At 64.1% G+C, this 12,638-nt stretch carries 14 protein-coding genes; 7 read left to right on the top strand and 7 right to left on the bottom strand.

The genetic code is table 11. The features are described from left to right. The first annotated feature begins 220 nt into the window (after positions 1-220). From B2W55_RS08290 to B2W55_RS08280, 3 genes are all read left to right on the top strand, one after another. Positions 221-808, top strand: a complete 588-nt coding sequence (locus tag B2W55_RS08290; RefSeq protein WP_024583200.1) for a fasciclin domain-containing protein — start codon at positions 221-223, stop codon at positions 806-808. Between the two features lie 180 nt (positions 809-988). Beyond that, positions 989-1,627 (top strand): cytochrome b/b6 domain-containing protein, encoded by a 639-nt coding sequence (locus B2W55_RS08285; RefSeq protein WP_024583201.1) that lies wholly within the window; start codon positions 989-991, stop codon positions 1,625-1,627. Between the two features lie 10 nt (positions 1,628-1,637). After that, a complete protein-coding gene (locus tag B2W55_RS08280; protein WP_024583202.1) occupies positions 1,638-2,423 on the top strand; it encodes a molybdopterin-binding protein in 786 nt (261 codons plus the stop codon). Between the two features lie 127 nt (positions 2,424-2,550). On the opposite strand, the gene B2W55_RS08275 is transcribed toward B2W55_RS08280, so the two are convergent. Next, positions 2,551-3,729, bottom strand: coding sequence for a YbfB/YjiJ family MFS transporter (locus tag B2W55_RS08275; RefSeq protein WP_024583203.1), 1,179 nt, complete (start codon positions 3,727-3,729; stop codon positions 2,551-2,553). An 89-nt stretch (positions 3,730-3,818) separates the two neighbouring features. Beyond that, positions 3,819-4,682, bottom strand: a complete 864-nt coding sequence (locus B2W55_RS08270; RefSeq protein WP_024583204.1) for an EamA family transporter — start codon at positions 4,680-4,682, stop codon at positions 3,819-3,821. Between the two features lie 149 nt (positions 4,683-4,831). Between B2W55_RS08270 and leuB the strand changes: the two genes are divergently transcribed. Then, positions 4,832-5,944, top strand: coding sequence for a 3-isopropylmalate dehydrogenase (gene leuB, locus B2W55_RS08265; protein ID WP_024583205.1), 1,113 nt, complete (start codon positions 4,832-4,834; stop codon positions 5,942-5,944). Positions 5,945-6,057: 113 nt separating this feature from the next. Here leuB and B2W55_RS08260 read toward each other — a convergent pair whose 3' ends face one another. Together B2W55_RS08260 and B2W55_RS08255 are read right to left on the bottom strand one after the other, a co-directional pair. Beyond that, positions 6,058-6,465, bottom strand: a complete 408-nt coding sequence (locus B2W55_RS08260; RefSeq protein ID WP_024583206.1) for a hypothetical protein — start codon at positions 6,463-6,465, stop codon at positions 6,058-6,060. Between the two features lie 178 nt (positions 6,466-6,643). After that, complete coding sequence (locus tag B2W55_RS08255) at positions 6,644-7,438, bottom strand: hypothetical protein (protein WP_024583207.1); 795 nt, start codon at positions 7,436-7,438, stop codon at positions 6,644-6,646. 116 nt (positions 7,439-7,554) lie between these two features. Here B2W55_RS08255 and B2W55_RS08250 point away from each other — a divergent pair, with 116 nt between their 5' ends. Next, positions 7,555-8,589, top strand: a complete 1,035-nt coding sequence (locus B2W55_RS08250) for an aspartate-semialdehyde dehydrogenase (protein ID WP_024583208.1) — start codon at positions 7,555-7,557, stop codon at positions 8,587-8,589. A 32-nt stretch (positions 8,590-8,621) separates the two neighbouring features. Further along, positions 8,622-9,176 (top strand): TIGR00645 family protein, encoded by a 555-nt coding sequence (locus B2W55_RS08245; protein ID WP_024583209.1) that lies wholly within the window; start codon positions 8,622-8,624, stop codon positions 9,174-9,176. Positions 9,177-9,239: 63 nt separating this feature from the next. Here B2W55_RS08245 and B2W55_RS08240 read toward each other — a convergent pair whose 3' ends face one another. Further along, the gene (locus tag B2W55_RS08240) at positions 9,240-9,893 is read right to left on the bottom strand and encodes a carbonic anhydrase (protein ID WP_024583210.1); all 654 of its coding nucleotides are present in this window, start codon (positions 9,891-9,893) and stop codon (positions 9,240-9,242) included. A gap of 144 nt (positions 9,894-10,037) precedes the next feature. Between B2W55_RS08240 and B2W55_RS08235 the strand changes: the two genes are divergently transcribed. Further along, on the top strand, positions 10,038-10,916 hold the full coding sequence (locus B2W55_RS08235) for an HpcH/HpaI aldolase/citrate lyase family protein (RefSeq protein WP_024583211.1): 879 nt from the start codon (positions 10,038-10,040) through the stop codon (positions 10,914-10,916). Between the two features lie 168 nt (positions 10,917-11,084). Here the strand turns inward: B2W55_RS08235 and B2W55_RS08230 are convergent, their stop codons facing one another. Together B2W55_RS08230 and leuD are read right to left on the bottom strand one after the other, a co-directional pair. Continuing rightward, entirely contained in the window at positions 11,085-11,873 is a 789-nt protein-coding gene (locus B2W55_RS08230) for a hypothetical protein (RefSeq protein ID WP_024583212.1), read from the bottom strand. Between the two features lie 90 nt (positions 11,874-11,963). Next, positions 11,964-12,566: a 3-isopropylmalate dehydratase small subunit gene (gene leuD / locus B2W55_RS08225; RefSeq protein ID WP_024583213.1), complete on the bottom strand. Its 603-nt coding sequence runs from the start codon at positions 12,564-12,566 to the stop codon at positions 11,964-11,966. Between the last annotated feature and the right edge of the window lie 72 nt (positions 12,567-12,638).

Below are 12,638 nucleotides of genomic sequence, written 5' to 3'. Positions count from 1 at the left end.
GGCGAGTAGGTCGCTGCCGCCATCGTGCGCGCAAAATCGCGGGAGCCAAACGAATCCAACGGCCAATGGTTTCACGCATCACGATAAGTTATTCGAAGAAACCGTCCGAAAACCATCCCGTAGCTTGAACGACTGCGATGCGAGCCAGCACGCGCTTTGCGTCGTCGTTGATCCCACGCCGCCGGCGAACTCCGCCTGCCCAATCATCGGGAGATGAAAGATGTCCAAGCGTATTGCAACTCTGTCCGCTGTAGCCCTCGGCGCGCTGGCAATCACCGCCACCGTGATGGCGCCGGCCAATGCTGAAGACAAGAAGATGACGAAGAGCGAAATGTCCGGCGAGAAGACCGTCATGGTCGGCGGCGCGGCCATGTTCCCTTCCAAGAATATCATCCAGAACGCGGTCAATTCGAAGGATCACACCACACTCGTCGCCGCCGTGAAAGCGGCGGGCCTCGTCCCGACGTTGGAAGGCAAGGGGCCGTTCACGGTGTTTGCGCCGACCAACGCGGCGTTCGCCAAGCTACCTGCCGGCACGGTCGACAATTTGGTCAAGCCCGAGAACAAGGCAACCTTGACCAAGATACTCACCTATCACGTGGTGCCCGGCAAGCTCGAGGCGTCCGACCTCACCGACGGCAAGAAGCTCAAAACAGTCGAAGGCGAAGACCTGACTGTTAAACGTTCCGGCGACACGGTCATGATTGTCGACGCCAAGGGTGGATCCTCAACCGTGACTATTCCGAACGTCAACCAGTCGAATGGCGTGATCCATGTGGTCGACACCGTGCTGATGCCGGCGTCGTAGCACCGGGCGGCTCGATTTAGTCCATATTCGGACTTGCGACATAGCGAGCCGGGCGCCGCCCCGGCTCGCATTTTTGTGACCAGAGGAGGCGGCGTATATCGAATGGATGATACGTCCCCCCGTAACGGAACTCCGGTTCCGGGCGTATAAACCGGTAACGACCACCAGCAGAGAATTCCAATGACGAGCCTCGCCGTCAGCGACGACCACCGGGCAGAGACCGCGACGCCAGCCAAGGTCATCATCCAGCCGGTCTGGGTGCGCATGGTGCACTGGATCAACGCGGTTGCGATGATCCTGATGATCATGTCCGGCTGGCAGATCTACAATGCCTCGCCGCTGTTCGGCTTCACGTTCTCCTCGAACATCACGCTGGGCGGCTGGCTCGGCGGCGCGCTGCTCTGGCACTTCGCGGCGATGTGGCTGTTGATGGTCAACGGCCTGACCTATCTGGCGCTCGGTTTCGCCACCGGCCGCTTCCGCAGGAAGTTGCTGCCGATCACCCCGGGCGGCGTGATCGCCGACACCAAGGCGGCGCTGACCTTCAAGCTGTCGCATGATGATCTCAGCAAGTACAATTCGGTGCAGAAGCTGCTCTATGCCGGCATCATCATCGTCGGCGTCGTCATCGTGCTGTCCGGCCTGTCGATGTGGAAGCCGGTGCAGCTGCACTGGCTGGTGTCGCTGTTCGGCGGTTACGATTTCGCGCGTTACGTCCACTTCACCTGCATGGCGCTGATCGTCGCCTTCCTGGTGATCCATGTCGCGCTCGCACTGCTGGTACCGAAGAGCCTGCGCGCCATGATCATCGGGCGTTGAGGAGGATATTATGGGCCGTCTCCGAAAGCTCCTGATCCCCGGCGTCGACAAGAAGCTGCTGGTGCGCGATGCGGTGAAGACGATGCCGGAACTGACGCGCCGTCGTTTCATCACGGCGGGCACCAGCCTCGGCGCGCTGACGCTGTTGACCGGCTGCGACGTGGTCGATTCGTCGTCGGCGGAAGAATTGCTGAAGAAGGTCTCGAAATTCAACGACGCGGTGCAGGCCTGGATGTTCAATCCGGATGCGCTGGCGCCGACCTTCCCCGAGAGCATGATCACCAAGCCGTTTCCGTTCAACGCCTATTACGATCTCGACGATGCGCCCGAGATCGCGGCCGCGGACTGGAAGCTCGAGGTGCGCGGGCTGGTCGAGAACAAGAAGCCGTGGACGCTCGACGAATTGTACAAGCTGCCGCAGGTCAAGCAGGTGACGCGCCATATCTGCGTCGAGGGCTGGAGCGCGATCGGCAGCTGGACCGGCACGCCGCTGCGCGATTTCCTCAAGCTGGTCGGGGCCGACACCCGCGCGAAATATGTCTGGTTCCAGTGCGCCGACAAGGACGGCTACAATTCACCACTGGACATGCGCACGGCGCTGCATCCGCAGACCCAGATGACGTTCAAATTCGCCGACCAGATCCTGCCGCGCGCCTATGGCTTCCCGATGAAGATCCGGGTGCCGACCAAGCTCGGCTTCAAGAACCCGAAATACGTGCTCTCGATGGAAGTCACCAACGACTACAAGGGCGGCTACTGGGAAGATCAGGGCTATAATTCGTTTAGTGGGAGCTGATCTGCGGTCGTCCCGGCGAAGGCCGGGACCCATACTCCGCGGCAGCGGAAATAGGCAAGCGGGGCGACGCTTCCCTCCATCACAGCCATTCGTGGTTATGGGTCCCGGCCTTCGCCGGGACGACCAATCACGGCCCCACCTTCCGCTGAAGCGCCGACAGCAGCGCGCCCAGCGCCAGCATCGCGGCCGAGACGTTGAGCGCAACCGACAGATTGCCGACCGCATCCGTGATCGCGCCCACCACGATCGGGCCGAGCGTCTGGCCGATGCCGAAGGCGATGGTCATTGCCGCGATCGCAGTCGGCCAGGACTGCGGCGGGTAGTTGAAGCGCACGAAGGCGGTGGTCGAGCCGACCACCGCGAAGAAGGCGACACCGAACACCAGCGCCGAGACCGCCAGCAACAGCGGCGCATGCCCGAAGATCGGTAGTGCCGCGCCGAGCGCATTGACGCCGAGAATGATCGTGGTGGCGAGCCCGCCGCGGTCGAGCGCCAGCACCCGCCGCCAGATCCATGGCGTGACGAATGCGCTGACGCCGATCAGGCTCCAGAACGCGCTCTGCGCCACCGCGCCGCCGCCGCCGTCGCGCACATAGGCGATCATGAAGGTCATGTAGGCAATGTAGCCGGCGCCGAACAGGAAATAGGCGGCGAGGTAGATCAGGACGGGGGTGACCGCGAATTTGGTGCGTACGATGCCGCCGGCGGCGGTATCGGTATGGAGCGGTGCAAGCCACAGCGGCACCGTCATGATCGCGGCGAGCAGGGTCATCGCCCACCACACGATCCACCACGAGCCGGCGCCAAAGCCTTGCAGCACGAACGGTGCGATCAGGCCGGATGCCAGGATGCCGACGCCCGGCCCGGCATAGAACAGGCTGAGCAGGAAGTTGGCGCGTTCCGGCCGCGACTGCGCGATCGTTGCCGCCAGCGCGCCGCCGCCGACGAAGCCGACCGCGGCGGCGAGGCCGACCAGCAGGCGGGACAGGCTCAGCACGATGAAATTGCCCGAGATGGCGCACAGCGCCAGCGACAGCGCGCAGATCAGCGTCGACCAGCGCACCGATGCGGCGAGGCCGAAGCGCTGGATCAGGCGCGAGGCGAACAGCGCGCCGACCAGATAGCCGGCGGCATTGATCGTGTTCATGAAGCCGGCGGCCGAATAGGACCATGCCAGTGAGTCGCGCATGTCGGGCAGCACCAGCGAATAGGCAAAGCGGCCGATGCCGAGGCCGACCGTCGGTGCAAGCGATAGAATCAGGATCAGCCGCGCGGGATGCGCGTAGGATGGGGCGGGGGCTCTCACAATTCACTCCGGCAATCCCGCCATTGTGGCAGGCTGCGGCGGTCCTGCCCAGCGCCTCACGCGGCAACACTGTCTTGCGGATCGGGCAATCAGGCGATCAGGACCAGCGCGACGCCGATCACGGTCAGCAGGGTTCCGGCGACGATCCGCGGTGTGATCTCGACATGTTTGAGCATGACAGCACTCATCGCCACGGTGACCAGCGGATAGATCGCGGCGAGCGGCGCCACCAGCGTGATCGGTCCGTTGCGAACCGCGGCGAACAGGCTGAGCGCGCTGAGCCCGTTGCTGATCCCGGTGAGCGCAAACCAGAATCGGCCCTCGCGCGGCGCCTCCACCATGAAGCTGCCTTTGCGGATCCGCTGCACGCTCAGCACCACCAGCGAGGACATCACGTAGCCGACCAGGCAGGCCCATAGCGGGCTCGGCCAGATCGCAAGGCCGAGCTTGGCGATCGGCGGCACCACGCCGCGCACCACCGCGCTGGTGAGCGGCAGCAGCAGGGCCCAGCTCCGCCAGTGGCCGAGGTCGCGCGGCCGGTTCACGGTGATGACGGCCGCGCCCGCCACCGCGACGACGAGGCCGATGAGCTGCTGCGGTTGCAGCGGCTCGTGCAGCAGCACCACGGCGGCGGTGACGGCGAACAGCGGCGCCAGATTGCCCAGCGTCGAGGTGATCACGGGTCCGAGCGCCTGGTTCGAGGCGAAGGTCAGGAGCGTCAGCGAGGCCGGGAAGAACAGCCCGATCGCCATGAAGATCGGCAGGCCGCGCCAGACCACCGGCTCGCCATGCAGGATCAGCGGCGACAGCACCAGGAACAGCAAGGTGAAGGAGGGCACGCTGATCGCCGCACCCGACAGCGGTTCGACGGTGCGCAGGCCGAGCTGCGCCAGCACCACCCCGGCACCGAGGAAAATGGCCGAGGCAAAGGCGTAGACGATGGCTGCGGTCATGAGGTCCGTCTTGTTGGCTTCTTATTGGGCGCGGCTGGCTCTTTCCGGGCCATTTTGGCCCCATTGGGGTGCCTTGCCAATCGGTGCGGGGCGTTTTAGCACTCGCGCCGAATAATGGCGGGCATGCCCGATTGAGTGAGGTAACGACGATGGCGACCCATAAACTGCTGCTTCTCCCCGGCGACGGCATCGGCCCCGAAGTGATGGCCGAGGTGCAGCGCGTGATCGACTGGCTCAATGCGCAGGGCATCGCCAAGTTCGAGACCGAGCAGGGCCTGGTCGGTGGCTCGGCCTATGATGCGCACAAGGTGTCGATCTCGGAAGCCGACATGGCCAAGGCCACGGCGGCCGATGCCGTGATCTTCGGCGCGGTCGGCGGTCCGAAGTGGGACTCAGTGCCCTATGACGTCCGTCCCGAGGCCGGCCTGCTGCGGCTGCGCAAGGATCTCGGCCTGTTCGCCAATCTGCGTCCGGCGGTGTGCTACCCGGCGCTGGCCGATGCCTCGAGCCTCAAGCGCGAGATCGTCGAGGGCCTCGACATCATGATCGTGCGCGAGCTCACCGGCGGCGTCTATTTCGGCGAGCCGAAGACCATCACCGATATCGGCAATGGCCAGAAGCGCGCGGTCGACACCCAGGTCTACGACACCTTCGAGATCGAGCGCATCGGCCGCGTCGCCTTCGACCTGGCGCGCAAGCGCAAGAACAAGGTGACGTCGATGGAGAAGCGCAACGTCATGAAGTCGGGCGTGCTCTGGAACGAGGTCATGACCCAGGTCCATGCGCGCGAATACAAGGACGTCACGCTGGAGCATCAGCTCGCCGATTCCGGCGGCATGAACCTGGTCAAGACGCCGAAGCAGTTCGACGTCATCGTCACCGACAATCTGTTCGGCGACATGCTGTCCGACATCGCGGCGATGCTGACCGGCTCGCTCGGCCTGCTGCCGTCGGCCTCGCTCGGCAAGGAGGACGCCAAGACCAAGGAGCGCAAGGCTTTGTATGAGCCGGTGCACGGCTCGGCACCGGATATCGCAGGCCGAGGCCTTGCCAATCCGATCGCGATGATCGCCTCGTTCGGCATGGCGCTGCGCTATTCGTTCGGCATGGGCGACCTTGCCGACAAGGTCGATGCCGCGATCGCCGCCGTGCTCGCCAGCGGCCTGCGCACCGCCGACATCAAGTCGGCCGGCACCACGCCGGTCAGCACCGCGCAGATGGGCGAGGCGATCCTGAACGAATTGCAGAAGCTGCACGCGTAAGCCTCGCGCTTCATTCCGGGGCGATGTGTCGCCACGCCCCGGAGTGACAGAGCCTCAAATGAAAATGCCCGGCTCGAGCCGGGCATTTTCGTATCGGCAGTGCGCCGAAAATCTCAGTACAGCGGGAAGTTCCGCGGATAGCCGCCGAGATCGGACGGCGGGCTGAGCGGCTGGCGATCGATCGGGCGGTTGTTGTTCTCGCGTGCGAACGAGGGGTAGCCGACATCCGGCGGGTACGCATAGTCGTTGAACTTGCGATCGCCGGGCAGCACTTCGGTGCCGGCGTCGAGCCAGGAGCGCGTGGTGACGTAGACGCGGGTGCGCGGGCCCTGCTGATAGACGCGGTTCGGACCCTGCGCGCCGTAGTAGCGGCGGCCGTCGCGGTCATACTGCTCTTGCTGCTTGCGCTTGCTCGGGGCCTGCTGCGCGCTGGCCGCAGTGACACTGAGCGCGGTTGCGGTGACCGCGGCCGCGGCAAGCAACACCACGAGCTTGTTCGCGGCAGGGAATTTCAAGGTCATCGCATCCTCGTCATTACGGCCCCGTTCGGGGGCTGGCGTATCAGCCAAAATCACTCGGGACACATTGTAGCCATGGTGGCGAGGCCGTCACTAGGTCAATTGCGCCACACCGGCTGAGATAATGCGTGTCCAAGCGCAAAAGTTTCATGAAAACCAGTGCCTTGCCACGGTCTCGCCATCAAAGCGCACCGCGCAGAAGCGGGTTCTCGCTCCCCATCACCCAGTCTGAGGACAGCGCGGGCGTGCCGGAGGTAACGCAGTCAGTGCGCCGCAGCTCGGCATGGGCGAACAAGGCGGCGAGCCGGGGGTCGTTGCCGGCCGCCAACAGGGTCAGGCGGTTCAGCATGCAAGCGATCGCGGCGCGCTGGGCCGGCAGGCTGGCACCCTGGCAGGTCCAGCCGGAGATCCGCAGATCGGGCGCATCGGCCTGCTTGAGGAAGCCGAGGCAGGCCCGGCTGCCGTCCTGCCGCGCCGGGCGCAGCAGGGTGACGCTGCCGAATTTGCTGTCGACGATGCCGGCGGCCTCGAGTTCGCGGGCGCCGCCAGGGTCGAGCCGCCCGGCAATCTCGGTCATCGCGGGTCCGACGGCCTCGCTGCCAGGGCGGTAGATTTCCAGCTCGGCTGTCGCCGCGCCATCCGCGTCGGCCCAGTGAAAGACATCCTTGCGGCCACCCTCGGGGTGCCGGAGCACCTCATAAGTCTCTGTTTTATCTCGCAGATCTATCTTGCTGATGGCGAAAGCCGGCGCCTGGCGGCTGGCCGGGCTCCAGTCCGCGACCGCCGGGGTGACCGTCGGCGTTGCATCCGGCAGCTGCCGCCATAGATGGGTGCCGAGGGCAACGAACAGCGCGAGCACGGCGACATAGGCGAACAGCCCGGAGATCGTGGCGTACACCTCGTCGACGAAGCTCGTCAGTGTGGACGGAATTCCCGTATGATGGGACGCGGCCGGATCGGCCCGGAACAGACGCATCAAAACGCTCAAAAGCTACGCAACGTTGTCTTGACGGGCTTTCTCGCATAGAAGCGCTGCCGCTTCCCTTTCCGTGAGTTGCAGGGGAATAGGCATTTTTCGTCGGAGAGTGAACGATGGGTTACAAAGTCGCGGTGGTTGGAGCGACCGGCAATGTCGGGCGCGAAATGCTCAACATTCTCGACGAGCGCAAATTCCCCGCCGACGAGGTCGTCGTGTTGGCCTCGCGCCGCAGCGTCGGCATCGAGGTGTCCTATGGCGACCGTACCCTGAAGGTGAAGGCGCTCGAGCACTATGATTTCTCCGATATCGACATCTGCCTGATGTCGGCCGGCGGCTCGGTGTCCAAGGAATGGTCGCCCAGGATCGGCGCCGCCGGCGCCGTCGTGATCGACAATTCCTCGGCCTGGCGCATGGACCCCGACGTGCCGCTGATCGTGCCGGAGGTGAACGCGGATGCAGCCGCCGGCTTCACCAAGAAGAACATCATCGCCAACCCGAACTGCTCGACTGCGCAGCTCGTCGTCGCGCTGAAGCCGCTGCATGACAAGGCCACCATCACGCGCGTCGTGGTCTCGACCTATCAATCGGTGTCGGGCGCCGGCAAGGATGCGATGGACGAGCTGTTCTCGCAGACCAAGGCCGTCTACACCAATGACGAGCTGATCAATAAGAAGTTTCCCAAGCGCATCGCCTTCAACGTCATTCCCCAGATCGACGTCTTCATGGAAGACGGCTTCACCAAGGAAGAGTGGAAGATGATGGCGGAGACCAAGAAGATCCTCGATCCCAAGATCAAGCTGACCGCGACCTGCGTGCGCGTGCCGGTCTTCGTCGGTCACTCCGAAGCGGTCAATGTCGAGTTCGCCAATCCGATCACCGCGGACGAAGCGCGCAACATCCTGCGCAATGCGCCGGGTTGCCTCGTGATCGACAAGCACGAGCCGGGCGGCTACGTCACGCCGTATGAGGCGGCCGGCGAGGACGCCACCTATATCAGCCGCATCCGCGAGGACGCCACGGTGGAGAACGGCCTGGCGTTCTGGTGCGTGTCGGACAATCTGCGCAAGGGCGCGGCGCTGAATGCCGTGCAGATCGCCGAAGTCCTGATCAACCGCAAGCTGATCACCGCGAAGCAGAAGGCGGCGTAGCAGCGACAAGACGGCGTCGGGAAACGCGTGCCATGGCGGAAGATCCGGCGGCTCATCGGTCCGATCCGACGCTGAAGCGCGTTGAACGACGTTTCGAGAGCCTGCTGTTCAACAGCCGCTGGCTGATGGCGCCGTTCTATTTCGGCCTCGTCATCAGCCTCGCGGCATTGCTGTTCAAGTTCTGCATGGAGCTGTGGCACTTCATCCTGCATGTGCCGCAGGCCAAGGAATCCGACATCATCCTCGGCGTGCTCGCGCTGATCGACATCTCGCTGACCGGCAATCTGATCCTGATCGTGGTGTTTTCCGGCTACGAGAATTTCGTGTCGAAGATCGATCCGGAGGGGCACCCGGACTGGCCGGACTGGATGACCAAGGTCGATTTCGGCGGCCTGAAGCAGAAGCTGCTGGCGTCGATCGTCGCGATCTCGGCCATTCAGGTACTGAAAGCCTTCATGAACATCGATACGGCGTTCGATCCAAGCAAGCTCGCCTGGCTGGTCGGCGTGCACCTGGTGTTCGTGGTGTCGGCCTTCATGCTCGCGATCTCCGATCGCTGGAGCGGTGGCCACCACGGCGGCGAGTAGGGTCTGTGAATGGTGAGTGGCGAATGGGAAGTCCCCCATTCGCTGCTCGCCATCCTCTGCTCGCTATTCGCTTTTCATCGCATCGTTGACGCTGATGAATTCCTTGGCGACCCGGTCGAGCACGAACAGCGAGCCCTCGGCGACGCCGAAATAGGCACCGTGCAGCTGCATCTCGCCGCTCTCCACCCGTTCGCGGACGAACGGGAAGGTCATCAAATTCTCCAGCGAGCGGAACACCGCGGCCTTTTCGATGCGGGTGACGAAGTCCTGCATGCTCTCGTGCTCGCGCTGCTCGACGACCTCACCCGGCTTGATGAACATCTGCATCCATTTGCCGATGAAGTCGCCGGGCGTCAGCGGCTTGATCTTGTCGATGAAGGCGCGGATGCCGCCGCACTGGGCATGGCCCAGCACCACGATATTCTTCACCTTCAGCACGGTCACGGCATATTCCAGCGCGGCCGAGACGCCGTGCGCGTTGCCGTCGGGCTGATAGACCGGAACCAGGTTGGCGATGTTCCGCACCACGAACAGCTCGCCGGGGCCGGCATCGAAGATCACTTCCGGTGAGACGCGGGAATCGCAGCAGCCGATCACCATGGTCTCGGGGAACTGGCCGCGTTCCGACAGATCGCGGTATCGCGACTGTTCAGTCGGCAGCCGCTGGGTCGCGAAAGTCCGGTAGCCGTCGATCAATTGCTTCGGAAAGAATTTCATGGCCTCTGGCTAACCACATGAGGGTGACGGGAACAAGACTTTCGGCGGGCCGCCTGAGATGATACGGCAGCGCTGAAGCATGGTTCCTGCGCCGCTGCCCAAACAATGGACGCTGGCGGCGCAGCCCACCCCAGGAGAATGCCGATGACCCGTCCGCGCCGCAGCCTGTTGTTCATGCCGGGATCGAATGCTCGGGCGCTGGAAAAGGCTCGTACGCTCGCCGCGGACGGCATCATCCTCGATCTGGAGGATTCGGTCGCTCCCGACGCCAAGGCGGTGGCCCGCGAGCAGATCGCCAAGGCGGTCGCCGCCAAGGGTTTTGGCAAGCGTGAGGTCCTGATCCGCATCAACGCGCTCGACACCCCCTGGTGGGTCGACGACATCGGCATGGCCGGCAAGGCGCAGCCGGACGGCATCCTGGTTCCGAAGATCTCCACCGTCGACGATCTCAACGCGGTCGCCGACCGCCTGAGCGACATCAATGCGCCTGCTTCGATCCGGGTCTGGGCGATGATCGAGACCTCGCGCGCCGTGCTGGATGCCGACAAGCTCGCCGCGGCGTCGAAGGATTCCGAAATCCGGCTCGCCGGCTTCGTGTTCGGGCCGAACGACATCTCGCGTGAAACCCGGATCCGGATGAAGCCGGGCCGCGCGGCGATGATCCCGATGATCACCCATTGCATCCTGGCGACCCGCGCGCACGGGCTCGAGATCCTCGACGGCCCCTATGGCGACATCGGCAATGTCGATGGCTTTGCCGACGAATGCGCGCAGGGTCGCGATCTCGGCTTCGACGGCAAGACGCTGATCCATCCGAGTCACATCGAGGCCTGCAACGCGATCTTCACGCCGCCGGAGGCCGAGGTCGCCGAGGCGCGCAAGATCATTGCCGCATTCGAAAAGCCGGAGAACGCCTCGCGCGGCGCGATTCAGCTCGATGGCCGCATGGTGGAGCGCCTGCACGCCGAGATGGCGAGGCGCACGATCGCGATCGCGGACGCGATCGCCGCGATGGGGCATTAGCGGCAGGTTATCTTCCCTTCTCCCCTTGTGGGAGAAGGTGGCGCGAAGCGCCGGATGAGGGGTTGTCTGCGCTTGCGAGATTCGTCCGTGTGGAGAGAGCCCCTCACCCGGCTCCGCTTCGCGAAGCCACCCTCTCCCACAAGGGGAGAGGGTGCAGCAGTGCTTGTGTTACGCCCCGAACTTCTTCGCCGCCCACGCATACAAGCTGCCAGGAATAGGCGTCTCACCGCCGCGGCCCTTCGGCGAGATGTGCAGGCCGACGATCGCGGGATCGTTCAGATAGCGTGAATGGTCCGACGGCTCGAAGAACAATTTCGGCTCCGCGTGTACCGCGTAGAACGAGCGCTTCGGCAGCGCATACTGCAACTCGCCCTCGCGGCGCGCCAGCGCAGTAAGCGCGGCCGGGCCGAAGATCGCAACCCGGATGTCGGCGACGCGGTTGGACTTGCCGCGCAGCCGGTGCATCGCAAAGGTCACGCGATGACGCAGCGCCAGCCAGTCCGGCGTCAACTCGTCCTGTTGCATCAGCGCCTCGAAGGCGCGCACGATCGGATCATGTTGCGGCAGATACAGCGCGGAGTTGCCGAGCTGCCGCGGCCGTTCCCAGGCAAAATAAGGTTTCGCCGGATCGAGTTCGACCGCTTTCAACAGCAGCACATCGGCGTCGAGCCAGAGGCCGGCGCGCAGGTTCATCAGCCGCATCCGGAAGAAGTCGCTGAATTGCAGGATGGTCCAGTCGCGCCATGACCCGTCGCGCTCGGCCGGGCGTAGCCGCTCCGAGAACGCGTGCGGCAGCACCGCCTCGGCCTCGGCATTGCCGACGCCATCCGGCAGGCCGGGGATTGGGTCGAAGCTGTAGACCGTCACCTTGTGCCCGGCCGCCACCTGCGAGCGCAGGCAGGTCCGGCGCAGCGCGTCCATCGAGCCATGCCAGAAGGTGACGATGTCAGGCTGCATGTGCGTCAGCTATCACTGGGTTACAGGCCGTGCGGCAAAGCAAAGCCCCGGCGCCTGACGGCACCGGGGCGTGATGATACGCCAGATTTCTCAAGCCCAGGCGCGTTCCTTGAGCTTGGCCTCATACGTGTCGATCGACTTCTTCTTCTCCATCGTCAGGCCGATGTCGTCGAGGCCGTTGATCAGGCAGTGCTTGCGGAACGGGTCGATCTCGAACTTGACCGTGCCGCCGTCGGGGCCACGGATCTCCTGGTTGGGGAGGTCGATGGTCAGCGTCGCGTTGGCGCCGCGCTCGGCGTCGTCGAACAGCTTGTCGAGGTCCTCCTGCGACACGCGGATCGGCAGGATGCCGTTCTTGAAGCAGTTGTTGTAGAAGATGTCGCCGAACGAGGTCGAGATCACGCAGCGGATGCCGAAGTCAAGCAGCGCCCAGGGCGCGTGCTCGCGGCTCGAGCCGCAGCCGAAATTGTCGCCGGCGACCAGCACCTTCGCCTGGCGATAGGCGGACTGGTTGAGGACGAAATCGGGGTTCTCGCTGACGTCATCCTTGTAGCGCTGTTCCGAGAACAGCCCCTTGCCAAGGCCGGTGCGCTTGATGGTCTTGAGGTACTGCTTCGGAATGATCATGTCGGTGTCGACATTGATGATCTTCAGCGGCGCCGCGACGCCTTCCAGCGTGGTGAATTTGTCCATCGTTGCACTTCCCAGGCAAAAACTAGGGGATACGAGGCGGCTATTTATCGCGAATGTGACAGCGGTAAAAGG

Origin of the sequence: Bradyrhizobium sp. UBA2491 (genome assembly GCF_002341725.1) — a bacterium.
Lineage (GTDB): Bacteria > Pseudomonadota > Alphaproteobacteria > Rhizobiales > Xanthobacteraceae > Bradyrhizobium.
This window is presented reverse-complemented; position numbering and strand designations above follow the sequence as displayed.

Coding starts and splice junctions, on each gene's coding strand:
- B2W55_RS08230 (WP_024583212.1), bottom strand. CDS start 11,873: ATGCAGCCTGACATCGTCACCTTCTGGCATGGCTCGATGGACGCGCTG.
- B2W55_RS08255 (WP_024583207.1), bottom strand. CDS start 7,438: ATGCGTCTGTTCCGGGCCGATCCGGCCGCGTCCCATCATACGGGAATT.
- B2W55_RS08270 (WP_024583204.1), bottom strand. CDS start 4,682: ATGACCGCAGCCATCGTCTACGCCTTTGCCTCGGCCATTTTCCTCGGT.
- B2W55_RS08280 (WP_024583202.1), top strand. CDS start 1,638: ATGGGCCGTCTCCGAAAGCTCCTGATCCCCGGCGTCGACAAGAAGCTG.
- B2W55_RS08250 (WP_024583208.1), top strand. CDS start 7,555: ATGGGTTACAAAGTCGCGGTGGTTGGAGCGACCGGCAATGTCGGGCGC.
- leuD (WP_024583213.1), bottom strand. CDS start 12,566: ATGGACAAATTCACCACGCTGGAAGGCGTCGCGGCGCCGCTGAAGATC.
- B2W55_RS08290 (WP_024583200.1), top strand. CDS start 221: ATGTCCAAGCGTATTGCAACTCTGTCCGCTGTAGCCCTCGGCGCGCTG.
- leuB (WP_024583205.1), top strand. CDS start 4,832: ATGGCGACCCATAAACTGCTGCTTCTCCCCGGCGACGGCATCGGCCCC.
- B2W55_RS08285 (WP_024583201.1), top strand. CDS start 989: ATGACGAGCCTCGCCGTCAGCGACGACCACCGGGCAGAGACCGCGACG.
- B2W55_RS08245 (WP_024583209.1), top strand. CDS start 8,622: ATGGCGGAAGATCCGGCGGCTCATCGGTCCGATCCGACGCTGAAGCGC.
- B2W55_RS08235 (WP_024583211.1), top strand. CDS start 10,038: ATGACCCGTCCGCGCCGCAGCCTGTTGTTCATGCCGGGATCGAATGCT.
- B2W55_RS08240 (WP_024583210.1), bottom strand. CDS start 9,893: ATGAAATTCTTTCCGAAGCAATTGATCGACGGCTACCGGACTTTCGCG.
- B2W55_RS08260 (WP_024583206.1), bottom strand. CDS start 6,465: ATGACCTTGAAATTCCCTGCCGCGAACAAGCTCGTGGTGTTGCTTGCC.